At 71.7% G+C, this 23400-nt stretch carries 18 protein-coding genes; 10 read left to right on the top strand and 8 right to left on the bottom strand.

Annotation, left to right across the window (positions count from 1 at the left end):
* Window positions 1–106: 106 nt before the first annotated feature.
* The gene (locus HOO61_RS08930; RefSeq protein WP_172258375.1) at window positions 107–1405 is read right to left on the bottom strand and encodes a thymidine phosphorylase; all 1299 of its coding nucleotides are present in this window, start codon (window positions 1403–1405) and stop codon (window positions 107–109) included.
* Complete coding sequence (locus HOO61_RS08925; protein WP_172258374.1) at window positions 1405–1833, bottom strand: cytidine deaminase; 429 nt, start codon at window positions 1831–1833, stop codon at window positions 1405–1407. The genes HOO61_RS08930 and HOO61_RS08925 overlap by 1 nt, the downstream gene beginning before the upstream one ends.
* A 165-nt stretch (window positions 1834–1998) precedes the next feature.
* On the opposite strand from HOO61_RS08925, the gene HOO61_RS08920 reads away from it, so the two are divergent.
* The 9 genes from HOO61_RS08920 (at window position 1999) to HOO61_RS08880 (ending at window position 14252) form a co-directional block, all read left to right on the top strand.
* Entirely contained in the window at window positions 1999–3114 is a 1116-nt protein-coding gene (locus HOO61_RS08920; protein ID WP_367650091.1) for a BMP family protein, read from the top strand.
* Window positions 3115–3368: 254 nt separating this feature from the next.
* Window positions 3369–4892 carry an ABC transporter ATP-binding protein gene (locus HOO61_RS08915; RefSeq protein WP_172258372.1) on the top strand — a complete coding sequence of 508 codons (1524 nt, stop codon included), beginning with the start codon at window positions 3369–3371 and terminating at the stop codon, window positions 4890–4892.
* Window positions 4889–6169 carry an ABC transporter permease gene (locus HOO61_RS08910; protein WP_172258371.1) on the top strand — a complete coding sequence of 427 codons (1281 nt, stop codon included), beginning with the start codon at window positions 4889–4891 and terminating at the stop codon, window positions 6167–6169. Before HOO61_RS08915 ends, HOO61_RS08910 begins: the two co-directional genes overlap by 4 nt.
* Window positions 6166–7467 (top strand): ABC transporter permease, encoded by a 1302-nt coding sequence (locus HOO61_RS08905; RefSeq protein WP_367650090.1) that lies wholly within the window; start codon window positions 6166–6168, stop codon window positions 7465–7467. The genes HOO61_RS08910 and HOO61_RS08905 overlap by 4 nt, the downstream gene beginning before the upstream one ends.
* 111 nt (window positions 7468–7578) lie before the next feature.
* Window positions 7579–8715, top strand: a complete 1137-nt coding sequence (locus tag HOO61_RS08900) for a CDP-glycerol glycerophosphotransferase family protein (RefSeq protein ID WP_172258370.1) — start codon at window positions 7579–7581, stop codon at window positions 8713–8715.
* Between the two features lie 155 nt (window positions 8716–8870).
* Window positions 8871–9677 carry an adenylate cyclase gene (locus HOO61_RS08895; RefSeq protein ID WP_172258369.1) on the top strand — a complete coding sequence of 269 codons (807 nt, stop codon included), beginning with the start codon at window positions 8871–8873 and terminating at the stop codon, window positions 9675–9677.
* A 51-nt stretch (window positions 9678–9728) separates the two neighbouring features.
* A complete protein-coding gene (locus HOO61_RS08890; RefSeq protein WP_172258368.1) occupies window positions 9729–11468 on the top strand; it encodes a SulP family inorganic anion transporter in 1740 nt (579 codons plus the stop codon).
* Window positions 11465–12988, top strand: coding sequence for a Ppx/GppA family phosphatase (locus HOO61_RS08885; RefSeq protein ID WP_172258367.1), 1524 nt, complete (start codon window positions 11465–11467; stop codon window positions 12986–12988). Before HOO61_RS08890 ends, HOO61_RS08885 begins: the two co-directional genes overlap by 4 nt.
* Before the next feature lie 103 nt (window positions 12989–13091).
* On the top strand, window positions 13092–14252 hold the full coding sequence (locus HOO61_RS08880; protein ID WP_172258366.1) for a HAMP domain-containing sensor histidine kinase: 1161 nt from the start codon (window positions 13092–13094) through the stop codon (window positions 14250–14252).
* A gap of 3 nt (window positions 14253–14255) precedes the next feature.
* Here the strand turns inward: HOO61_RS08880 and HOO61_RS08875 are convergent, their stop codons facing one another.
* The 4 genes from HOO61_RS08875 to HOO61_RS08860 form a co-directional block, all read right to left on the bottom strand.
* Entirely contained in the window at window positions 14256–15443 is a 1188-nt protein-coding gene (locus tag HOO61_RS08875; protein ID WP_172258365.1) for an amidohydrolase, read from the bottom strand.
* A gap of 63 nt (window positions 15444–15506) precedes the next feature.
* Window positions 15507–16496 carry a methylmalonyl Co-A mutase-associated GTPase MeaB gene (gene meaB / locus HOO61_RS08870; RefSeq protein WP_172258364.1) on the bottom strand — a complete coding sequence of 330 codons (990 nt, stop codon included), beginning with the start codon at window positions 16494–16496 and terminating at the stop codon, window positions 15507–15509.
* Window positions 16496–18685, bottom strand: a complete 2190-nt coding sequence (gene scpA, locus HOO61_RS08865; protein WP_172258363.1) for a methylmalonyl-CoA mutase — start codon at window positions 18683–18685, stop codon at window positions 16496–16498. Before scpA ends, meaB begins: the two co-directional genes overlap by 1 nt.
* Window positions 18682–20502: a methylmalonyl-CoA mutase family protein gene (locus tag HOO61_RS08860; protein WP_172258362.1), complete on the bottom strand. Its 1821-nt coding sequence runs from the start codon at window positions 20500–20502 to the stop codon at window positions 18682–18684. The genes scpA and HOO61_RS08860 overlap by 4 nt, the downstream gene beginning before the upstream one ends.
* Window positions 20503–20649: 147 nt before the next feature.
* Between HOO61_RS08860 and HOO61_RS08855 the strand changes: the two genes are divergently transcribed.
* Complete coding sequence (locus tag HOO61_RS08855; RefSeq protein ID WP_172258361.1) at window positions 20650–21861, top strand: hypothetical protein; 1212 nt, start codon at window positions 20650–20652, stop codon at window positions 21859–21861.
* Window position 21862: 1 nt separating this feature from the next.
* Here HOO61_RS08855 and HOO61_RS08850 read toward each other — a convergent pair whose 3' ends face one another.
* Both HOO61_RS08850 and HOO61_RS08845 read right to left on the bottom strand, forming a co-directional pair.
* Window positions 21863–22612 carry a glycoside hydrolase family 16 protein gene (locus tag HOO61_RS08850; RefSeq protein ID WP_172258360.1) on the bottom strand — a complete coding sequence of 250 codons (750 nt, stop codon included), beginning with the start codon at window positions 22610–22612 and terminating at the stop codon, window positions 21863–21865.
* Between the two features lie 4 nt (window positions 22613–22616).
* A complete protein-coding gene (locus tag HOO61_RS08845; protein WP_172258359.1) occupies window positions 22617–23393 on the bottom strand; it encodes a succinate dehydrogenase/fumarate reductase iron-sulfur subunit in 777 nt (258 codons plus the stop codon).
* Window positions 23394–23400 lie beyond the last annotated feature (7 nt).

Genomic DNA, 23400 nt, shown 5'->3' with positions numbered 1-23400 from the left:
AAGATCCCGAAGGTAAAGAAACGCTAGGCAGGGGGCCCGATGGAGCCGTTGCTACTGGTCGGTCATCGTCAGAGTTGGGGAGGACCGTGCGCGCGGTCGGTGACGCTCAGCCGATGCGGTCGAGCACGATGTCGCGGCGGGCGTCCGCTGCGTCGGCGGCGCCCTCTCCGGACGCCACCGTGTACCCGTCCTCGAGCGAGGCCAGCGCCCGCTCGAAGCGCTCCGGCTCGTCGGTGAGCAGGGTGAAGAGGGGCTCGCCCTCGGTCACCACGTCACCGGGGCGGGCGTGCCACACGACGCCGGCGCCGGCCTGCACGGGGTCCTCCTTGCGCGCCCGCCCGGCACCGAGCCGCCACGCGGCCATGCCGACCGCCATCGCGTCGAGGCGGGTGAGGGTGCCGCTGGTCGGTGCGGTGACGACGTGCGACTCCTTCGCCTGCGGCAGCGCCGCGTCGGGGTCGCCGCCCTGGGCGCGGATCATCCTCTTCCAGGCGTCCATCGCCGAGCCGTCGGCCAGCTTGTCGGCCGGGTCGACGTCGTCGCGGCCGGCTCCGGCGAGCATCTCGCGGGCCAGGGCCAGCGTCAGCTCCACCACGTCGGCCGGACCCCCGCCGGCGAGCACGTCGACGGACTCCTGCACCTCGACCGCGTTGCCAGCCGTGAGGCCGAGCGGGGTGGCCATGTCGGTGAGCAGCGCGACCGTGTGCACGCCTGCGTCGGTGCCGAGCGCGACCATCGTCTCGGCGAGCTCGCGCGCGGTGGCGAGGTCCTTCATGAAGGCGCCGCTCCCGACCTTGACGTCGAGCACCAGGGCGCCGGTGCCCTCGGCGATCTTCTTGCTCATGATGGAGCTCGCGATCAGTGGGATCGCCTCGACGGTGCCGGTGACGTCGCGCAGGGCGTAGAGCTTCTTGTCGGCCGGCGCGAGGCCGTCGCCGGCGGCGCAGATGACGGCGCCGACGTCCTCGAGGATCGCGAACATCTCCTCGTTGCTCAGCGCGGCGCGCCACCCGGGGATGGACTCGAGCTTGTCGAGCGTGCCGCCGGTGTGGCCCAGACCGCGGCCGGAGAGCTGGGGGACGGCCACCCCGCAGGCGGCGACGAGCGGGGCCAGGGGCAGGGTGATCTTGTCGCCGACACCGCCGGTGGAGTGCTTGTCCGCGGTCGGGCGCGAGAGCGCGGAGAAGTCCATCCGCTCCCCCGAGGCGATCATCGCGCCGGTCCAGCGCGAGATCTCCCGGCGGTTCATGCCGTTGAGCAGGATGGCCATCGCGAGCGACGACATCTGCTCGTCGGCGACCTCCCCGCGCGTGTAGGCGTCGATCACCCAGTCGATCTGGCTGTCGGAGAGCTCGTGCTTGTCGCGCTTGGCGAGGATGACCTCGACGGCGTCGTGGGCGGCCACTACTTGATCCCTTCAAGGTCGTCGGGTCCGAAGGCGTCGGGGAGCACCTCGGACATGGGCTTGACGCCCGAGACGGTCCAGACCAGCAGGTCACGACCGCCGTGCTCGAAGAGCAGCTGGCGGCACCGGCCGCACGGCATGATGATCTCGCCCTCACCGTTGACGCACACGAAGTGCGTGAGCCGGCCACCACCCGTGGCGTGCAGCTGCGAGACCACCCCGCACTCGGCGCAGAGCACGACGCCGTACGCCGCGTTCTCCACGTTGCAGCCCACCAGGACACGCCCGTCAGCGGCTCGCGCGGCCGCGCCGACGGGGTAGTCGGAGTACGGCGCGTAGGCGTGGCGCATGACGTCGACGGCACGCTCCCGGAGGTCGTCCCAGTCGTCCTGGTCCCAGCTGTCTTCCACGCGGACACTATGGCGCATACGGGAGAGCCACGGTCTTTGGCAGGTCTCGCCGAAAGATGTCCGGCGGGTTTTATGTCTCAAACACATTTCAGAAGTCGCGAACCTCGTGACGGGGTGCCCGGGGACAGGCATCATGCTCCCCGAAAGCGACCCCACTCCGGGGGCACGAACTTGGAGGCATTTGTGAAGAAGTCGAGGAAGGTCGTCTCGAGCGGCCTCGTGGCCCTGCTGACGGCCGCGACCCTGGCGGCGTGCGGTGACGCACCCGAGGAGGAGACCACCGGGAGCGGGGGCAGCGGGGAGGCCGCCGCCAGCGACTTCCAGCCGTGCATCGTCTCCGACGCGGGTGGTTTCGACGACAAGTCGTTCAACCAGCTCGGCTTCGAAGGCGCCCAGCAGGCTGCCGACGAGCTCGGCGTCGAGCTCACCCCCGTCGAGTCCAACAGCGAGAACGACTACGGCCCCAACCTGGAGAGCCTCGTCGGTGAGGGCTGCGACGTCATCGTGACCGTCGGCTTCGCCCTGGCCGCGGCCACCAAGGAGTCGGCCGCCGCCAACCCCGACATCGAGTACGTCCTCATCGACGACTCCGCCGACGGTGGCGAGGACGGCGCGACCTTCGACGGCAAGGCCGACGAGCCCAACATCAAGCCGCTGCTCTACAACACCGCCGAGGCCGCTTTCCTCGCCGGGTACGCGGCCGCCGACTACACCAAGACCGGCAAGGTCGGCACCTACGGCGGCATGCCGTTCCCGACCGTGACGATCTTCATGGACGGCTTCAAGCAGGGCGCCGAGTACTACGCCAAGGAGAAGGGCAAGGACGTCGAGGTCGTCGGCTGGGACGGCAAGAACGGTTCCTTCACCGGTGGCTTCGAGGCCAACGAGGCCGCGACCAGCACCGCCAAGCAGATCCTCGACCAGGACGTCGACGTGATCCTGCCGGTCGGTGGCCCGATCTACCAGGGCGCGATCACCGCGATCGAGGACTCCGGCAAGGACATCGCGATGGTGGGCGTCGACGCCGACCTCTTCGAGACCGACCCGAACACGCAGGACTACGTCATGACCTCGATCCTCAAGGGCATGAAGGTCTCCACCTACGAGGCCGTCATGGCCGCGGGCAACGACGAGTTCGACTTCGAGCCCTACATCGGCACCCTCGAGAACGACGGCGTCGGCATCGCCCCGTTCCACAACTTCGAGGACAAGGTCAGCGGCTCGCTGGCCGGTGAGCTCGACGAGGTGAAGGCCGGGATCATCGACGGCTCCATCAAGGTCGAGTCCTACCTGGGCTGATCGCCACCACGCTCCACCACGGAGGGAGGCCGACGGGTTCGTCGGCCTCCCTCTGCCATGTCGGACCGGTTGCCACACGACGGCACCGACCTTTGGCAGATCTCGGGGCAGTGCGCCCCCGACGTCGCCGGTTACCCTTCCCCGCGCGCCTTCGCGCAGCGCCGTACGCGCCCGCTGCCGGGCCCTGAGCCGGCCCCCCGTACCAGACCCCGGTCCAGACCTCTGGACCCTTCTGACCCCTAGGATGCGATGCCATGAGACTCGTCCTGCGAGGCATCACCAAACGCTTCGGCAGCGTGGTGGCCAACGACTCGATCTCGCTCACGGTCGAGCCCGGGGAGATCCACTGCCTCCTCGGCGAGAACGGCGCCGGCAAGTCCACGCTGATGAACGTGCTCTACGGCCTCTACAAGGCCGACGAGGGCGAGATCGAGCTCGACGGCGAGGTCCAGCACTTCACCGGGCCCGGTGACGCGATGGCCGCCGGCATCGGCATGGTCCACCAGCACTTCATGCTCATCCCGGTCTTCACCGTCGCCGAGAACGTGATGCTCGGCAACGAGACCACCGGCTTCGCCGGCAGCCTCGACCTCGACGCCGCCAGCAAGCGCGTCACCGAGATCTCCGAGCGCTTCGGCTTCCACGTCGACCCCGACGCCCTCGTGGAGGACCTCCCGGTCGGCGTGCAGCAGCGCGTGGAGATCATCAAGGCACTCTCCCGCGACGCCGAGCTCCTCGTCTTCGACGAGCCCACCGCGGTGCTCACGCCCCAGGAGACCGACGAGCTGATGGAGATCATGCGCCAGCTCAAGGAGGCCGGCAAGGCGATCGTCTTCATCACCCACAAGCTCCGCGAGGTCCGCGAGGTCGCCGACCGCATCACCGTCATCCGGCTCGGCAAGGTGGTCGGCGAGGCCGACCCCAAGGCCAGCAACGCCGAGCTCGCCTCCATGATGGTCGGCCGCCCGGTCGAGCTGGTCGTGCACAAGGACGCCCCGAAGCTCGGCGAGCCCGCCCTCGTGGTGAAGGACCTCCGCGTCGTCGACGTCGCCGGCAACACCCACGTCGACGGCCTGAGCTTCACGATCCGCGGCGGCGAGATCCTCGCGGTGGCCGGCGTGCAGGGCAACGGCCAGACCGAGCTCACCGAGGCCCTCCTCGGCCTGCAGGAGGACGTCCGCGGCTCCATCACCCTCGACGGCGTGGAGCTGGTCGGGCGGTCGACGCGCAAGATCCTCGACGCCGGTGTCGGGTTCATCCCCGAGGACCGCCAGGTCGACGGCCTCGTGCCCGGCTTCACCATCGCCGAGAACCTCATGCTCAACCGCAGCTTCAAGTCCCCGTTCGCCCGGAACGGCTCGCTGCGGCTCGGCGCGCTGCGCGAGTTCGCGCAGAAGAAGCTCAAGGAGTACGACGTCCGCGCGCGCGACATCGACTCGCTGGCCGCCAACCTCTCCGGCGGCAACCAGCAGAAGGTCGTCGTCGCCCGTGAGCTCTCGCGTGACCTGCGGCTGCTCGTCGCCGCCCAGCCCACGCGCGGCGTCGACGTCGGCTCCATCGAGTTCATCCACAAGCAGATCGTCGCGACCCGCGACAGCGGCATCCCCGTCCTGGTGGTCTCTACCGAGCTCGACGAGGTGGTCGCGCTCGCCGACCGCATCATGGTGCTCTACCGCGGGAAGGTCGTCGGCATCGTGCCGGCCGACACCCCCCGCCAGACGCTCGGACTCATGATGACCGGCGAACGCCCGAAGGACCTGAAGGACGTGGTCGCATGAGCGACACCGGCAAGAGTGACGCCGAGAAGCCCCAGCCCGACGGTTCCGCGTCGAGCACCGCGACCACCGAGGCCGCGCCCGAGACCGACCCGCACGACGCCCCGGACACCCGCGGCGACCGGTCGCGCTCGCTGCTGCGCGAGATCGCCTCCGGCGACGTGCTCGCCGGCGTGCTGGCGGTGTTCCTCGCGATCTTCGTCGGCTCGGTGATGATCGCCGCGACCGACGACACGGTGCGCGAGACCGCCAGCTACCTCACCGCCCGGCCCTCGGACTTCTTCACCGCGGTGTGGGAGGCGATCTCGGGCGCCTACAGCGCGATGTTCCGCGGCGCGATCTTCAACTACAACCTCACCGAGCCGGCCCAGCAGTGGCGGCCGCTCACCGAGACGCTGAAGTTCGCGGCCCCGCTCATCCTCGGTGGCCTCGGCGTCGGCCTCGCCTTCCGCGCGGGGCTGTTCAACATCGGTGGCCGCGGTCAGATGCTCATCGCCGGCGGCGTGGCCGGCTGGGTCGGCTTCCAGCTCGACCTGCCGCTCGCCATCCACCTGCCGCTCGCCATCCTCCTCGGCATGGTCGCCGGTGCCCTGTGGGGCGGGATCGCCGGCGTGCTCAAGGCCCGCACCGGGGCCCACGAGGTGATCGTCACGATCATGCTCAACTACGTCGCCTACTACCTGCTCTTCTACGCCCTCACCAAGGAGTGGCTGCTCAAGACGCCGGGGTCGGTCAACCCGAAGTCGCCGCCGATGAAGGAGTCGGCGCAGCTGCCCAAGGTGCTCGGCGACCAGTTCAACCTGCACCTCGGATTCGTGCTGGCCCTCCTCGCGGTCGCTGTCGTGTGGTGGGTGCTGAACCGCGCGACGTTCGGCTACCGCATCCGCGCCGTCGGTGAGAACCCCCACGCCGCCCGGGCCGCCGGCATCGACGTCGGCCGGACCTACATCGTCGTGATGATGGTCGCCGGCTCGCTCCTCGGCCTCGCCGGCATCAACCAGGTGCTCGGCACCGTGACCAGCGGCGTCTCGCTCGACCTCGACGCCGCCATCGGGTTCGACGCCATCACGGTGGCTCTGCTCGGTCGCTCGCGTCCGCTCGGCATCCTCGCCGCCGGACTCCTGTTCGGCGCCTTCAAGGCCGGCGGATTCACCATGCAGACGTCCGAGAACATCTCGGTCGACCTCGTCCTGGTGGTCCAGTCGCTGATCGTCCTCTTCCTCGCTGCACCTCCCCTGGTGCGTGCGATCTTCCGGCTCCCCGCCCAGGAGGCCAAGTGAGCACCGTGACCCCGACGGCCCCCGACACCGGCGGCCTGGCTCCCGACCCAGCGGTCGCGCCCGCCCGCCCCTCGGGCGGACGCAAGCTCCCGGTCGCGCTCGGCGTGCTCACCCTGCTGCTCGCGGCGATCCTGCTGGGTTCCCCGCACTCCGGCGACACGACGTTCCAGCTCGCGGCCGACAGCGACTTCGTCACCCTGCCCGACATCGTGGTGCCCTCCGGGCCGACCGCCTGGGTGATGGTGGTGATCTGCCTCGCGCTCACGGCCGAGTCCATCCGCCGCCTGCTCACGCACCTGCGCCAGCCCGGCTGGATCCCGATCGGCTTCGCGATCGCCTGGATGACCGGCTTCCTGAGCTGGGCGGCGGTCGACGGCCGCCTCCTGGTCGTCAGCCTCCTCGGCGGCGCCGTCGCGCTGGCGGTCCCGCTCGTCTTCGGCGCCCTGGGCGGCGTGCTGGGTGAGCGCGCCGGCGTGGTCAACATCGCGATCGAGGGCCAGCTGCTCCTCGGTGCCTTCGCCGCCGCGGTCGCCGCGTCGACGACGGGCTCGCCGTGGGCCGGCCTCGTCGCCGCTGCCGTCGCGGGCGCCCTGGTGGCGCTGGTGCTCGGCCTGTTCGCGATCACCTACTTCGTCGACCAGGTCATCGTCGGCGTCGTGCTCAACGTGCTCGTGCTCGGCCTGACGAACTTCCTGTTCCGCCAGGTGCTCACCCCCAACGCCGAGACGCTCAACAACCCCGACCGCTTCCAGCGGCTGCCGATCCCGATCCTGGGCGACATCCCGCTGATCGGCCCGATCCTGTTCCGCCAGACGCCGCTGGTCTACCTGCTCTACATCGTCGTGGCCGTGGTGGCGTACGCCCTCTACCGCACGCGCTGGGGACTCCGGGTCCGCTCGGTCGGTGAGCACCCGAAGGCCGCCGACACCGTCGGCATCAAGGTCAACCGCACCCGCTACCGCACGATCCTGCTCGCCGGGGCGATCGCGGGCATGGGCGGCGCCTACTACAGCCTGGTGTCGGTGTCCCAGTTCAACCGCGAGATGACCGGCGGCGCCGGGTTCATCGCGCTGGCCGCCGTCATCTTCGGCAAGTGGGACCCGATCCGCGCCACCCTGGCCGCGCTGCTCTTCGGCTTCGCGACCAACCTGCAGGGCGTGCTCTCGGCGATCGGCTCGCCCGTGCCGAGCCAGTTCATGCTGATGCTCCCCTACCTCGTCACCATCTTCGCGGTGGCGGGCCTGGTGGGCCGCTCGCGACCGCCGGCAGCGGACGGCGTGCCCTACCGACCACAGTAGGAACCCCCCGCTCCCCCGACCCCAGGAGGGCCCGGCGCCGTGTGCGCCGGGCCCTCCTGCGTCCTTGTGGAACGGGCCTCCCGCCCACGGGGACGCGAGTAGGATTTCGTCGTGAACGACGTGCGCGTGATCGCCTACTTCGCAGGCGACCCGACGAGGACCTACCAGCTGGCGCAGTGGCTCGAGGTCCTCGAGGTGCTCGACCGGGTGCACCCGGTCGGTCTCGTCCTGCGCGACCCCGACTCGGCCGAGCTGATCGCCTCGCGCACCGAGCTGCCCGTGCTCACCGCAGCGACGTTCCCCGAGCTGACCGAGCTCTACGCCGGGCTCGACGCCAAGGTCGTCCTCTACTGCAACAACTCCGTGCTCAACTTCGAGTCCCTGCTCGACAGCCGCATGCTCCACGTGCACGTCAACCACGGCGAGAGCGACAAGCAGTCCATGGCCAGCAACAACGCCAAGGCCTACGACCGCGTCTTCGTCGCCGGGGACGCCGCGGTCCACCGCTACGTGACCGGGCTCCTCGACTTCGACTCCTCCCGGCTGGTCCGCGTCGGACGACCGCAGCTCGACCTCCCGCACCCGCCGCTGCTGGCGCCGAGCACGCGACGCACGGTGATGTACGCCCCCACCTGGGAGGGCGACGCCGACTACAACGACTACACCTCCCTCGACTCCCTCGGCGAGGCGATCGTCCGGGCGATCCTCGAGGTCCCCGACGTCCGCCTGGTCTACAAGCCGCACCCCAAGGTCACCACCAGCCTCACCCCGGTGATCGCCGACGCACACCTGGCCGTCATGGGACTGATCGACGAGGCGGCGCGCCTCGACCCGGCCGCGGGGCACAAACGGGTGCTCACCGGTGACATCCTCGCCGTGATGCCCGGGTGCGACGCCATGGTCACCGACGTGTCCTCGGTGGGCCTGGACTGGCTCTACCTGCACACCGACAAGCCGATCCTCCTCACCGATCCCCACGGCGACCTCGAGGCGCTCCACCACCAGGCACCGATCAGCCGGTGCGCGGACGTCGTCGGCCCCGACGACGTACGCCACCTCGCCTCGCTCCTCGCCGACCGGCTCGCGCACGACGAGCACCACCTCGCCCGCGTCGCCATGAGGCACCACTACTTCGACGACCTCGACGTCGGCGAGAGCACCGGTCGCTTCCTCACCGAGGTCAGCCGGCTGGTCACCCTGCGCGACGAGCTCCTCGCGGGCGGGGCGCAGGCCGCGATCACGGCCTGAGTCGAGGCCGTACGGCATCAATGGCCCGGCCTCGCCGCGTTCCCCGCGGCGACGTCACACGCTCCGGGTGATGCCCGGCACCGCGACGCGCTGCACAGTCGGTGTCGGACGGGTGTCGTGGCGGCACGGCGTCCCGTCAGGGAAGGGAGCACAGGATGACGGTCAGACCCGACGAGGCCCCGGCCCGGCTCACCGACGCCCAGGTCGGCGAGGTCCTGGCCCTGGCACGGGACGCCGACAGCGTCGAGCTCAAGCTCACGGTCCCGGACTCCTACCGGCGCCAAGCTGCCATTGCGCTCGGCGTCGACCCGCTCGACGCGCAGATCCGGCAGGTGTACTTCTTCGACACCCCTGATCTGGCCCTCAACAGGGTCGGCGTGGTCGTGCGGGCTCGCCGGGTCCAGGGACGGGGCGACGACTCCGTGGTCAAGCTCAGGCCGGTGACACCTGCGGATGTGGAGCCGGAGCGGAGCTCGGACGACATGGTCGTCGAGGTCGACGCCATGCCCGGTGGCTTCGTGTGCTCGGCGTCGATGAAGGGCACGCTCGGCCCGAAGGCCGTCAAGGAGGTCGCGTCGGGATCCAAGGGCATCCGCACGCTCTTCTCCAAGGGGCAGCGGCGGTTCTACGCGGCTCACGCGCCCGATGGCCTGGGGCTGGACGACCTGTCCGTCCTGGGGCCGATCACCGTCTTCAAGCTCAAGCTCCGACCCCCGGAGCTCAGCATGCGCCTCGTCGCGGAGCTCTGGTTCTACCCCGACGGGTCGAGGATCGTCGAGCTGTCCGCCAAGGCTCCGCCCTCCGAGGCCTTCCAGGCCGCAGCCGAGCTCAGGGCCTTCCTGGCCGGCAAGGGCCTGGACGTCTCGGGCGAGCAACAGACGAAGACGAAGACCGCGCTCGAGTTCTTCTCCGCCGAGCTGTCGGGGGACCCGGGCGCGACGCCGGCTGCCGGGCCGGGGTGACCCGGACAGGCGGCCGGTCACATGAGCACAGGTGCGCCAGATGACAGCTCCATGGCCTCCCCTCGGAGGTCGCTGCTCCGCGTCCTGCCGATCGTCGATCAGCTGCGCGACTACCAGCGGGGCTGGCTGCGCGGTGACCTCGTCGCCGGTGTCGTGGTGGCGGCGCTGATCATCCCCAAGAACCTCGGCTACGCGGGGATCGCCGGTGTGCCACTCGAGAACGGGCTCTACGCCGCCGCCGCCGGCACGATCCTCTACGCCCTCCTCGGCACCTGCCGCCAGATCTCGATGGGCCCCAGCTCTGGCCTGGCCGCCGTCGCCGGCGGCGCCGTGCTGGCGACCGGCCTGACCGACCCCGCCGACGTGGCGACCCTGGTGGCCGGCATCACCCTGACGAGCGGCCTGTTCTTCCTGGTGCTCGCGGTGCTCCGGATGGGGTGGCTGTCCCAGTTCCTGTCCCGGGCCGTCGTCACCGGGTTCCTCTTCGGCGCGGCCATCGACGTCGTCGTCGGGGAGCTGCCGAAGCTGACCGGCACCGACAGCAAGGGCAGCAGCTCGTTCGAGGAGCTCTGGTCGTGGCTGTCCACGCTGGACGAGGCGCACCTCGCCACCGTGGTGGTCGGCGCCGTGGCCCTCGTCGTCGTCTTCGGGCTGCGCTGGATCGCCCCACAGGTCCCCGGCGCCCTCGTGCTGCTCGTGGGCGGACTCGTCGCGGCGGGCGTCCTTGACCTCGAGGGCCGCGGGGTCGCCCTCGTCGGAGACATCCCCAGAGGGCTGCCGTCGTTCGAGGTGCCCGACGCCGGTCTTCTGGTGGACCATGCCGGCACGGTCCTCGTGGCCGCCTTCGCGCTGGTGATGATCGGGTTCTCCCAGACCGCCGGGGATGCCCGGGCCATGGCGGCCAGGCACCACTATCGGGTCGACGTGGACCAGGAGTCCGTCGCCCAGTCGGCGGCCAACATCGGCGCCGGCGTCCTGCACGGGATGCCGGTCTCCACGAGCCTCTCCGCCACCTCGCTGAACGACCGGTCGGGCGCGCGCACCGGTCTCGCGTCCCTGACGTCGGGGACCACCGTCCTGCTGGCGCTCCTCTTCCTCGCTCCCCTCTTCTCGTCCCTGCCCAAGCCGGTCCTCGCCGCCCTCATCGTCGAGGCCGTCGTGATGGGGATGATGGACCTCGGGGAGATGCGACGACTGCGCAGGGTCTCGCGGGCCGACTTCTGGGTGGCCGCGGCAGCGATCCTCGGGACCCTCGTGTTCGGGGTCCTCGCCGGCGTGGTCATCGGCATCGCCCTGTCCCTGGTCTGGCTGGTGTACGTCGTCACGCACCCGCTCGTGTCGACGCTCGGGCGCGAGCCCGGCACGCAGGTGTTCCGCGACCTCGAGACACACCCCGAGGACGAGACGACCCCCGGCACCGTGGTCCTGCGGATGGACGGCGGCGTCTTCTTCGCGACCGCGGACGCGCTGGTCGACCAGGTGCGCGTCGCCGTGCTCACCCCCGGCGTGCGCAGCGTGGTGCTGCACTTCGCGGGGGTCAACTTCATGGACTCCCAGGGGGCGGCGACGGTGTCGGAGATCGTGCGGATGACGGAGGAGTCGGATGTCGAGCTGCGCCTGGCGGCGGTGCGGCCGGCGGTACGACGGGTGCTGGAGCGGCAGGGTGCGGTGGAGCTGCTGGGGGCCGACCACATCCACGGCAACGTGCACAGGGCCGTGGCCGCACTGGGAACGTCCCACTCCCTCCCGGCTCAGGGGCTGGGAGGGACCGAGAAGGAGGAGGGACAATGACCACGAGCGACCCCACGATCCACCCATCCGCGCCGACCGTCGTACCGCGGTGGGAGTGGCGCACCTTCGGCGACGACCTCGACCAGCTCGGCGCCCTCGGTTCGTTGCGGGCCGCGGCATCCGTGGAGAGCCAGGAGACCTATCTCCTGTCGATGTACGGCGACGCCTCCGTGAAGGTGCGCGACGGCGTCCTGGACGTCAAGGTCCTCCAGCAGGTCGACGGCGCGGGGCTGCAGCTGTGGCTGCCGACGATGAAGGCCCCACTCCCGCTCGACCCCGACGCGGTGGCCGCCGCCTTCACGGCTCTCGGCGCACCGCCCCCGACGCCCCGGCGGACCGGGCTCAGCCTGGTGCAGCTGCTGGGCGACCTGGTCGCTCCGCGTGACGACGTACGCGTCGTGGTGACCCGCAAGCGCCGCCGCCGGTCGGTCGTGGACAACTGCATGGTCGAGCTCACCGAGGTGGTCGCCGAGGGACGCACCGCCAGCACCGTCGCCGTCGAGTCCCCCGACCCCGGCGTCGTGTCCCGGACGATCAGGCGGCTGGGGCTGGACGGTCGGACCAACGTCTGCGTGCCCAGGGGGCTCAAGTCGATGCTCGGCTGGGGACCGCGACGGTTCGCCGTCGTCGACGTCGGCACCAACTCGACCAAGTTCGCCATGGGTCGCCTCGACGCGGACGGCGTCCCGAGGATCGAGGTGGACACCGCCGTGGTCACCCGGCTGGGCGAGGGCCTGGCGGCGACCGGTGAGCTGGCGCGCGCGTCGATGGACCGCATGGTCGACGCCATCGCCGACCTGGTCGACGAGGCCCGACGTGACGCTCCGCTCGACATCGTTGCGGTGGGTACCGCCGGACTCCGGCAGGCGTCGAACCGGGACCAGCTCGTGGCGGCCGTCCACAGCCGCTGCGGGGTCGTCGTGGAGGTCATCTCGGGCCGCGAGGAGGCGCGGCTCGCCTACCTGGCCGCCGTGTCGAGCCTCTCCCTGACCGGCGACCGGCTGCTGGTGTTCGACTCCGGCGGCGGCAGCAGCCAGTTCACCTTCGGGAGCGTGGACCGGATCGAGGACCAGTTCAGCGTCGACGTGGGAGCCGCGCGGTTCGCCGAGCGCTTCGGGCTCGCGGACGCCGTACCCCGCGAGCGGGTCGAGGAGGCCCTCGGCGCGATCGCGGCAGAGCTCGCCTCGCTGACGAACCGACCACGCCCGGACATGGTGGTCGCGATCGGTGGCACCTCGACCAACCTGGCCGCCGTCAAGCACGGTCTGCACGACTACGACCCGGGCGTCGTCCACGCGACGATCCTCGACCTGGGCGAGGTGGACCGGCAGATCGAGGCGTTCCGGACCCGCTCCGCCGAGGAGCGGCGGGCGATCGCCGGGCTGCAGCCGGCCCGGGCCGAGGTGATCCTCGCCGGGGCGTGCGTCGTCCGCACGATCCTCACGCTCACGGGCCAGGACGCCCTGACCGTCAGCGACCGCGGGCTGAGGCACGGTGTCATCGCGGAGCGGTTCGGCTGAGAACGCGCCTTTTCGAACGCCTGGACCGCCCGGGCCGGCGCATGCGGGGCGTATACCGCGGGGTACGGTGCAACGCACCCCACCCGAACTCTCGGAGGTTCTGATGGCTCCCGGCGATCTCGGCCGCGATCGCTCACCGTCGAACGACGCGACCCTCGGCGCGCAGGCGCTGGCGCAGGGCGGTGAGCGCTACGCCTCGATGTTCACCCACCACCCCCACGCGACCTACTCCGTGGACCCGGACGGCTACTTCACCGACGCCAACGAGCGCACGCTCGAGATGACCGGCCTGACCCTGGACGAGCTCCGGCAGGCCCACTTCGCGCAGGTCATCCACCCCGAGGACCTGCCCGCCATCCAGGAGGGTTTCGAGGGGGCGTTGGCCGGCGAACCGCAGGTCGTGGACGCCCGCGTGGTCAGCGCCGACGGCGAGCACACCGACATCCGCTGCACCGCGATCCCGGTGATCGTGGGCGGCGAGGTCGTCGGCGTGCACGGCGTCTCCGAGGACGTCACCGAGGCCAAGCGCGTGCTGCGGGAGCTCGAGGAGGCCAATGCCGCGAAGAGCCTCTTCCTGGCGACCGTCGCTCACGAGGTCCGTACGCCGCTGGCCGCGCTCATCGGAGCGTCCGAGCTCCTGCTCGACACCGACCTCGCACCCGAGCCGGCCCACTTCGCGCAGATCGTGCACCGCTCGGGCGACCGTCTGTTGCACCTCCTGCAGGAGATCCTCGACTTCTCCGGCCTCGAGGCCCACCAGACCGTGCTGCGCCGCGGCCCGGTCGACCTCCGCGAGATCTTCGGAGAGGTGTCGTGCTGGGCCGGTCAGCTCGCCGAGGCGAAGGGCGTCTCCACCACCATCGCCGTCGCCGACGACGTGCCGTTGGACGGCACCGGCGACGCGCGGCGGATCCGCCAGGTCGTCACCAACATCGTGGAGAACGCCATCACCTTCACCGAGCGCGGCTCCGTCGACGTGCACGTGTCGGCCCGGCCGTCCGGTGACGACGTCCCGGGCGGCGCCACCTGGATCGACGTACGCGTGCGCGACACCGGCATCGGCATCGCCCGCGACGACCTGGGGACCCTCTTCGGGCCGTTCGTCCAGGTCGGCCCGCAGCCCGCCGGCGACCGTCTGGGCGTGGGCCTCGGGCTGGCGATCGCACGCGAGCTCGCGGCGCTGATGGACGGCCGGCTCGAGGTCGAGTCGACTCCCGGCGAGGGCAGCACCTTCACCTTCGGCTTCCCCCTGCCGGTCGCCTGAGGATCAGTCGCTGAGCGCTGTCACCGCTGCCTCGGCCAGCACGCGGGCCGCGATGGTGGTGGCGCCCTCGTCGACGCGGAGGTTGCCCTGGTGCAGGTCGTACGTCGGTCCGCCGGGCGTGCGGGTGCCGAGCCGGGCCATCGCCCCGGGGACGGAGTCGAGGTACCACCCGAAGTCCTCGCCCCCCAGGCTCTGGGCCGTGGAGACGTGGCCGTGCACGCCGAGGACGTTCTCGACCGCCGTGCCGAGCAGCCGCGTGGACTCCTCGTGGTTGACGACCGGCGGCACCCCGCGCTGGTAGGTGACCTCGGCGGTCACGCTGTAGGGCGCCACGATCGAGGTGATCAGCTGGCGGATCAGGTGCTCGGCGTCGGCCCAGGCGACGGCGTCGAGCATGCGGACCGTGCCGGCCACCACCCCGCCGTGGGGGATCACGTTGTGGGCCGAGCCCGCACGCACCATGCCCCAGACCACGCTGACCCCGGCGCGCGGATCGAGACGTCGGCTCAGGATCGCCGGCAGCTCGGTGATGACCTTGCCGAGGGCGAACGTGAGGTCCTCGGTGAGGTGGGGGCGCGAGGTGTGGCCGCCCTTGCCGATGAGGCGCACGGTCAGCGCGTCGGCGGCGCCGGTGAGCGGTCCCTCGCGCAGGCCGAGTCGGCCCACGTCGAGGCTCGGGTCGCAGTGCAGGCCGAAGACGTGGGAGACGCCCTCGAGCGCTCCGGCGGAGATCAGCTGCAGCGCTCCGCCGGGCATGACCTCCTCGGCGGGCTGGAAGAGCAGGCGGACGCGCCCGGGCAGCAGGCCGCGGGCGGCGACCTCCGCCAGCGCGAGCCCCGCGCCGACGAGCCCGGCCGTGTGGACGTCGTGGCCGCAGGCGTGGGCGACCCCGGGGTTGGTGCTCCGCCACGGGTCGGAGATCAGGTCGTCGACCGGCAGCGCGTCGAGGTCGGCGCGCAGCGCGACCAGCCGGCCGCCGTGCCCGATCTCGGCCAGCACTCCGCCACCGTCGGGTCGCCTCACCGTCCAGCCGGCCCCCTCCAGCGCGGTCACGACCGCGTCGGAGGTGCGCTCCTCGGCCCAGCTCAGCTCGGGGTGGGCGTGCAGGTCGCGGCGGAGCGCGACGAGCTCGTCGGCGTACTTGTCGACGACCTCGGCGATGACATGGGTGGCAGGGAGTTCCGGTGGCATGACCGACCCAGTCTACGGGCGCGACCCCTCCCCCGGGCCCGCTACGCACCGACCGAGACGCGCCTAGGTGACGTCCCCGTCGTACGCGGCGAGGATCCGATCTGCGGCGAGCGGAGCCGGCAGCTCACCAGAGAGCACGGCCCGGCGTACGTCGTCGCGCACCGCGGCGACCCCGGGCGAGGAGCGCAACCGCTGGTCGAGCTCGTCGCGCACCAGTGCCCAGGTGAACTCGAGCTGCTGCGCGGCGCGCTTGTGGTGGAGGCCGTCGACACCGAGGTGCTCGCGGTGCGCGGCCACCCGCTGCCACACGTCGTCGACGCCGGCCCCGGTCAGCGCGGAGCAGGTGACGACGGGTGGGGCCCACTCGGAGTGCCCGCGCACCAGGCGCATCGCACCGGCCAGCTCGCGCGCAGCCACCCGGGCACCGGCCTCGAAGTCGCCGTCGGCCTTGTTGACCGCCACCACGTCGGCGATCTCGAGGATGCCCTTCTTGATGCCCTGGAGCTGGTCGCCGGTGCGGGCGAGGGTGAGGAAGAGGAAGGTGTCGACCATCCCGGCGACGGTGACCTCCGACTGCCCCACGCCGACCGTCTCGACCAGGACGACGTCGTACGCCGCCGCCTCGAGCACCAGCATCGCCTGCGTCGTCGCGCGGGCCACGCCGCCGAGCGTGCCGGCCGTCGGCGAGGGCCGGATGAAGGCCTGCGGGTCGACCGAGAGCGTCGCCATCCGGGTCTTGTCGCCAAGCACCGAGCCCCCGGTGCGCACCGACGACGGGTCGACGGCGAGGACGCCGACGCGGTGCCCGGCCCCGGTCAACCGGGTGCCGAGCGCCTCGATGAAGGTGGACTTGCCGACCCCGGGTACGCCGGAGATGCCGACCCGGGTCGCCATCGGGCGCTCGGTCGACGCCAGCGTCGTCAGCAGGTCGCGCGCCGCCGCCCGGTGCTCGGGGCGCGACGACTCGACGAGGGTGATGGCGCGCGCGACCGCGGCCCGTTGCCCTGCCTGGACCCCCTCGACGAGGGCGTCGACGTCGATCGGCCGCGGCATCAGGCTCCCGGCTCGTCCCCGTGCTGTTCCCGCAGGCGCGCGATCAGGTCGAGGGCGGACTCGGCGATCACCGTGCCCGGCAGGAACACCGCGGCGGCGCCCATCTCGTGGAGCGTCGGGACGTCGTCGGGCGGGATCACGCCGCCGATGACGACCATGATGTCGGGCCGGCCCTGGTCGGCCAGCGCCTGCTTCAGCGCGGGCAGCAGGGTCAGGTGGCCGGCCGCGAGTGAGGAGACGCCGACGATGTGCACGTCGGCGTCGATCGCCTGCTGGGCGACCTCCTCGGGCGTGGAGAACAGCGGCCCCACGTCGACGTCGAAGCCGAGGTCGGCGAACGCGGTGACGACGACCTTCTGGCCGCGGTCGTGCCCGTCCTGGCCCATCTTGGCCACGAGGATGCGCGGGCGGCGGCCCTCCTCGGCCTCGAACTCCTCCGTCGCGGCGAGGACGGCAGCAACGGCAGAGCCCTCGGCGGCGCCGGCCTCGTCGCGGTACACGCCGCTGATCGTACGGATCACCGCCTGGTGGCGGCCGTAGACCTTCTCCAGCGCGTCGGAGATCTCCCCGACGGTCGCCTTCGCGCGCGCCGCGTCGACCGCCAGCGCGAGGAGGTTCCCGTCGAGGGAGCCGCCGCCGACCGGGCCGCGCTCGGCGCTGTTCGTCAGCGCCTCCAGCGCACGGCGTACGTCGTCGTCGTCGCGCTCGGCGCGCAGCCGCTCGAGCTTGGCGACCTGTTGGCGGTAGACGTCGTCGTTGTCGACGCGCAGCACGTCGAGCTTGTCCTCCGCGGCGAGGCGATAGGTGTTGACGCCGATGACCTTCTGCGCGCCCGAGTCGATGCGCGCCTGGGTGCGGGCGGCTGCCTCCTCGATGCGCATCTTGGGGATGCCCTGCTCGATCGCGGCTGCCATGCCGCCGGCCCGCTCGGCCTCCTGGATGTGGCCCCAGGCCCGCTCGGCGAGGTCGTGGGTGAGCTTCTCGACGTAGTAGGAGCCGGCCCACGGGTCGATGACCTGCGTCGTGCCGGACTCCTGCTGCAGCAGCAGCTGGGTGTTGCGGGCGATGCGCGCGGAGAAGTCGGTCGGCAGCGCGATCGCCTCGTCGAGGGCGTTGGTGTGCAGCGACTGGGTGTGCCCCTGGGTCGCGGCCATCGCCTCGATGCACGTGCGGCCGACGTTGTTGAAGACGTCCTGCGCGGTCAGCGACCAGCCCGAGGTCTGGGAGTGCGTGCGCAGCGAGCGCGACTTGGGGTTCTGCGGGTCGAAGTCGTCGACCAGCCGCGCCCACAGCGCCCGGGCCGCGCGCATCTTGGCGATCTCCATGAAGAAGTTCATCCCGATGGCCCAGAAGAACGACAGGCGCGGGGCGAACTGGTCGATCGTCATGCCCGTGTCGAGGCCCGCGCGGATGTACTCGACGCCGTCGGCGAGCGTGTAGGCCAGCTCGAGGTCGGCCGTCGCCCCGGCCTCCTGGATGTGGTAGCCCGAGATCGAGATGGAGTTGAAGCGAGGCATCTTCTGCGAGGTGTAGGCGAAGATGTCGCTGATGATCCGCATGCTCGGCGCCGGCGGGTAGATGTAGGTGTTGCGGACCATGAACTCCTTGAGGATGTCGTTCTGGATGGTCCCCGCGAGCTGCTCCGGCTCAACCCCCTGCTCCTCGGCCGCGGCGATGTAGAGCGCCAGCACCGGCAGCACCGCGCCGTTCATCGTCATCGACACCGACATCTCGTCGAGCGGGATGCCGTCGAACAGCGTGCGCGTGTCGTAGATCGAGTCGATCGCCACGCCCGCCATGCCGACGTCACCGCGCACCCGCGGGTGGTCGGAGTCGTAGCCGCGGTGGGTGGCGAGGTCGAAGGCGACGCTCAGGCCCTTCTGCCCGGCCGCGAGGTTGCGGCGGTAGAACGCGTTCGACTCCTCGGCGGTGGAGAAGCCGGCGTACTGCCGGATCGTCCACGGCTGGGTGGTGTACATCGTCGGGTAGGGCCCGCGCAGGAACGGCGCGATCCCGGGCCACGTGTCGAGGCCGTCGAGGCCCTCGAGGTGCTCGGGTCCGTAGACGGGGAGGATGTCGATCCCCTCCGGGCTGCGCCACGGCTCGTGGTCAGCCGCTGGTTGAGCAGCCGAGGGACGAGGCGTGTCGAAACCGAGGCTGACGTCGGCGAAGTTCTCCGGAATGCTCATCGGGCGAGCTCCTCTCGGATCCGGCCGAGGAAGCCGAGCGCATCGACTCCCATGGCACACGAGTCATCGACGTCGGTCACGGTCTTCTCCCCCGGCTTGCCCGCCAGGACGACGTACGACGCCCCTGCCGCCCGCAGCGCGGCGACGAGGTCGGCGCCCCACTCGGCGTACGCCGCGTCGGTGCCGGCGAGGCAGACGACGGGCTGGCCGGCGTAGGCCTCCAGCACCGCGTCGACGCCGTCGGTCGCACCGGCCGCCTCGACGGAGACGCCGCCGGCGGCGAACAGGTTGGTGGCGAAGGTCGCGCGCGCGGTGTGCGCGGCGATGGGGCCCATGGTGGCGAGGAAGACCGGCCGCCCGGCTGGCTCGGCGCGCATGTCGTCGAAGGCCCAGCCGTAGTGGTGCGTGTAGCGGTGCGGCTTGTGCGGGCGCTCGGGCAGCACCTCGTCGAGGTTCGGGAACTCCGAGACGCCGGTCAGCGGCCGCGAGCGGTCGGCGACCTGTGCGTCGCGCTTCGCTGCGACCTCCTTGACGCGCGCCTTCACACCGAGTCGGGCAGCGTCGGCCAGCGAGCCGCCGTCGGACTCGATGCGACCGAGCTCGGCCCACCCGGCGACGGCGAGGTCGTCGGTGAGCTTCTCGACGGCGTACGAGCCGCCGGCGGGGTCGGTGACGGCCGCGACGTGCGACTCCTCGATGAGCAGCGAGGAGGTGTTGCGGGCGATCCGGCGCCCGAACGCGTCGGGCAGCCCGAGCGGCTCGTCGAACGGCACGACGGTGACGGCGTCCGCTCCCCCGACACCCGCGGCGAAGGCCGCGACGGTGCCGCGCAGCATGTTGACCCACGGGTCGCGGCGGCTGGTCATCGGTCGGCTCGTGACGGCGTGCAGCGCCATCTCACCGCTCCCGCCGCTGGCCTCCAGCACGCGGGCCCACAGCCGACGGGCCGCGCGCATCTTGGCGATGGTCGGGAACTGCTCGTCGGTGGCGGCGAGCCGGAACTCCACCAGCCTCGCCGACTGGTCGACGGTGAAGCCCTCGTCGGCGAGGAGGCGGAGGTAGGACGCACCCGTGGCGATCGCCCAGCCCAGCTCCTGCGCATCGCTCGCGCCCTGGTCGTGCAGTGCCGTCCCGTCGACGAGCAGCGCGCGCACGCCGAGCTGGAAGCCGCGGCGGGCGACGGGTGCGAACAGGTCGCGCGCCGTGGCGTCGTCCCCACGCACGCGGGAGTGGAGCATCTCGAGCGTCTGGAGGTCGAAGGACAGGTTGGTGCCGGGGTGCAGCGCTCCCTCGACGCCCTCCAGGAAGGTGGCGAAGGCCTCGACCTGCTCGGTGGAGGGCCGGTCCAGCACAACCGGTGCGAGGTCGAGCAGCACGCCGTCCAGCAGGACGTCCCAGTCGTGCTCGCCCTCGTCGTCGAGGTGGAGCAGCAGCGACGTGGCGCCGTTCTCGAGGTCCTGCAGCGCTGCCTCGTTGGCTTCCTTGTCGTCGACGACCTCGACCTGCGCCCGCACGTCCCACGCGCCGACTCGCTGCGGACGACCCGCGGTGGTGAGGCCCTCGAGGTCGGCCTGCTGGCCGATCGGGGCGACCTCGACGCCGTCGAGCGTCGTCCGCGTGAGCACCGACCAGACGTCGGCGTCGGGTGCGTCGTCGCCGAGGCGCCGCGCCTTGCGCAGCACGGCAGCGGTGGCCGCCTCCCACGCCGCGACGTCGTACGCGTCGCCGTCGCCGACGAGCCGGAGCGTGCCCTCCGCGGGCTGCAGCTCCTCGGGCTCGTCGAGTCCGCCTGTGGGATCACCGGGGAGGTCGGTCATGCTGCGCAGGATAGGCCCGCGCCGTGGCGAGGGTCACTGCCGCCGGCTATGGGATAGGTCACCGTCCCGGCCCGCCGCCGGAGATTCCCGGCCGACCGGGACGCGGGCCCCATGTGCTCGCCGCCGCGCGTTCCTAGCGTCGTGGCCATGGCAGACGTCTTCCTCCACGTGGGTCTCTACAAGACAGGGACGACCACGATCCAGGGCGCCCTGGCGGCCACGGCGGAGCAGCTCGCCGCCGCGGGGGTGCTCTTCCCGGGGGGCCACCGTGCCCAGCGTCTCGCGGCGTACGACCTGCTCGGCCAGCGCGTGGGGGGCGAGCTGCGCGGGGAGGCCGCGGGGGCGCTGGGCCGGCTGGTCGACCTGGTCGCGGCCCACGACGGCCCGACCGTGGTGATCTCCGAGGAGGAGCTGTCCCTGGCGCGGCCGCGCCAGGCGCGCCGGCTGGTGCGCGCGCTCGCGCCCCACCGGGTGCACGTCGTCGTCGGCGCCCGCGACATGGCGCGCACGCTGGTCTCGGCGTGGCAGCAGACGATCGTCAACGGCGGCACCGCCACCTGGGCGGACTTCGTGGCGTCGGTGCGGGGACAGGAGGGCGCGCCGCCGAGCGAGGGCGTGTCCTTCCACTGGCGCCACGACCTCCTCCGCGTCGTCGACAGCTGGTCGTCGGCGGTGCCGCCCGAGCGGGTCCGGCTCGTCACCGTGCCACCGCGGGGCGCACCGGGCGGGGCCCTCCTGGCGCGTTTCGCCGAGGCCGCGCAGCTGCCGGCGGACTGGCCCGGCGACCAGCAGGTCGCCCGCAACGTCTCGCTGGGTGCGGCGGAGCTGGAGGTGGTGCGGCGCCTCAACGAGGCGGTCGGCGACCGCTTCAACGCCACCCAGCACCGCTTCGTGATCGAGGCCGGGATCCGGGCGCGGCTGGCCGGCACGACCGCCCGGCCGCTCGAGCTGCCGGCCGAGCACCTCGGGTGGGCGCAGTCGTACGGCCGGCGGCTGGTGGCCGAGCTCGAGCGCCGCGGTCTCACGGTTCACGGCGACCTCGGCGACCTGGTGGCGTACGACGCCGCGGCGGCGGGCCCGGCCCTCGACGAGCTCACCGAGCCCGAGCTGCTCGCCGCCACCCAGGCGGCGCTCGTGTCGATGGCACTCGACCACGGGCGCCTCTTCCGGCGCTACCGCAGCGCCTTCCTCGAGCGGGAGGGTCGGCTGCCGGGGCCTGCCGAGGTGCTGACCAGCCAGGCCCGGGCCGGCGGGTTCTGGTTGCGGAAGCGGGCCGTCCACCACGCCGACGAGAACGGGCTCGCGGCGCGCGCGGCGCAGCTCTACCTGGCTCGCACCTCGCCGTCGTCGCAGTGGTGACCTACCACCCTGCGACGTGCTCGACCACCAGCCGCGGCACCAGGTGGTCGTCGTCGCCCGTGGAGGCGTCGGGGAAGTCGAAGACCGCCACCATCAGCTGCAGCGGGTACGTGGGCGGGCGCGGGCAGCGACGCAGCTCGTGCCCATCGAGGGTGAAGACCGCGACGTCGGCGTCCCAGTCGACGGCATACGTGTGGAAGCCGGACACGTCGACGTCGACCCGGGGCGCCGCGAAGTCCTGTGTGAGTGCCGGGTCGCGGAACGCCTTGATGCCGATGCCCACCTCGGCGGACCCCGGTTGCACCGCGTTGCCGAAGACCTCGACGACGCACAGCTCGCCGCATCGCAGCTGCTGCTCGTCGTCCTCGAAGCCGGACATCCAGAGGGCGGCCATCGAGCGGTGCGACAGGTCCATGGCGCAGCGGATCTCGACGTGGCCGGACGCAGGCAGCCAACCCTCGAAGCGCGGCTGCTCCTCCTTGACCGTCAGCCCCTCGGCGAACCGCTGCTGACCGCGGGTGCTGCCGACCGGTCCCGACCAATTGCCCGACTGGACGCCGGAGACGCGCAGCGGCGGGTCGTGGTCGTCGGGGCACCACACCGGGTGGTCGACCGGGACGTCCAGCACCAGCCGGCCGCCTTCGATGCGGTGGCTCGCCGACGTGGCCGCGCGGGAGCTCCACGCAGGCAGGTAGTGCGGCAGCCACACCGACAGGTCGAGCCCGTCGCCGTCGAAGTCGTCACGGAGCACTGGGTCAGAGCTCCTCGCGGCCCTCGTTGTCCTTGTTGCGGATCCCGATCTTGTTGCCGAGCCACACGAGCGGGTCGTACTTCCGGTCCGCGACGCGCTCCTTCATCGGGATGATGCCGTTGTCGGTGATGTGAATGCCCTCGGGGCACACCTCGGTGCAGCACTTGGTGATGTTGCACATCCCGAGGCCGGCCGCCTCCTGCGCCAGCTTGCGTCGGTCGTGGGTGTCGAGGGGGTGCATGTCGAGCTCGGCGTAGCGGATGAAGAAGCGCGGCCCGGCGAAGTGCTGCTTGTTGTCCTCGTGGTCGCGCACGACGTGGCAGACGTCCTGGCACAGGAAGCACTCGATGCACTTGCGGAACTCCTGCCCGCGCTCCACGTCGACCTGCATCATCCGGCGCTTGCCGTCGGCGTCGCGCGGGCCGAGCTCGGCGTACGGCAGCTCACGCGCCTTGCGGTAGTTGAATGACACGTCCGTGACCAGGTCGCGGACCACCGGGAAGGTCCGCATCGGCGTGACCGTGATCGTCTCGGACGGCTCGAAGTCCGACAGCCGCGTCATGCACATCAGCCGCGGTCGGCCGTTGACCTCGGCACTGCAGGAGCCGCACTTGCCGGCCTTGCAGTTCCACCGGATCGCGAGGTCGCCGGTCTGGGTGGCCTGGAGGCGGTGCAGCGCGTCGAGCACGACCTCGCCCTCGGACACCTCGACGGTGTAGTCCTGCAGGTCCCCGCCGTCCTGGTCGCCCCGCCACACGCGCAGCTTCAGGTCATAACTCATGAGTCAG

It is taken from the genome of Nocardioides sp. zg-1230, from assembly GCF_013155335.1.
Lineage (GTDB): Bacteria > Actinomycetota > Actinomycetes > Propionibacteriales > Nocardioidaceae > Nocardioides.
Note: the sequence above shows the minus strand (reverse complement) of the source record. Positions and strands in the feature narration are given on the sequence as shown.

Coding starts and splice junctions, on each gene's coding strand:
- HOO61_RS08925 (WP_172258374.1), bottom strand. CDS start 1,833: ATGCGCCATAGTGTCCGCGTGGAAGACAGCTGGGACCAGGACGACTGG.
- HOO61_RS08915 (WP_172258372.1), top strand. CDS start 3,369: ATGAGACTCGTCCTGCGAGGCATCACCAAACGCTTCGGCAGCGTGGTG.
- HOO61_RS08910 (WP_172258371.1), top strand. CDS start 4,889: ATGAGCGACACCGGCAAGAGTGACGCCGAGAAGCCCCAGCCCGACGGT.
- HOO61_RS08895 (WP_172258369.1), top strand. CDS start 8,871: ATGACGGTCAGACCCGACGAGGCCCCGGCCCGGCTCACCGACGCCCAG.
- HOO61_RS08890 (WP_172258368.1), top strand. CDS start 9,729: ATGGCCTCCCCTCGGAGGTCGCTGCTCCGCGTCCTGCCGATCGTCGAT.
- HOO61_RS08885 (WP_172258367.1), top strand. CDS start 11,465: ATGACCACGAGCGACCCCACGATCCACCCATCCGCGCCGACCGTCGTA.
- HOO61_RS08880 (WP_172258366.1), top strand. CDS start 13,092: ATGGCTCCCGGCGATCTCGGCCGCGATCGCTCACCGTCGAACGACGCG.
- HOO61_RS08875 (WP_172258365.1), bottom strand. CDS start 15,443: ATGCCACCGGAACTCCCTGCCACCCATGTCATCGCCGAGGTCGTCGAC.
- meaB (WP_172258364.1), bottom strand. CDS start 16,496: ATGCCGCGGCCGATCGACGTCGACGCCCTCGTCGAGGGGGTCCAGGCA.
- scpA (WP_172258363.1), bottom strand. CDS start 18,685: ATGAGCATTCCGGAGAACTTCGCCGACGTCAGCCTCGGTTTCGACACG.
- HOO61_RS08860 (WP_172258362.1), bottom strand. CDS start 20,502: ATGACCGACCTCCCCGGTGATCCCACAGGCGGACTCGACGAGCCCGAG.
- HOO61_RS08855 (WP_172258361.1), top strand. CDS start 20,650: ATGGCAGACGTCTTCCTCCACGTGGGTCTCTACAAGACAGGGACGACC.
- HOO61_RS08845 (WP_172258359.1), bottom strand. CDS start 23,393: ATGAGTTATGACCTGAAGCTGCGCGTGTGGCGGGGCGACCAGGACGGC.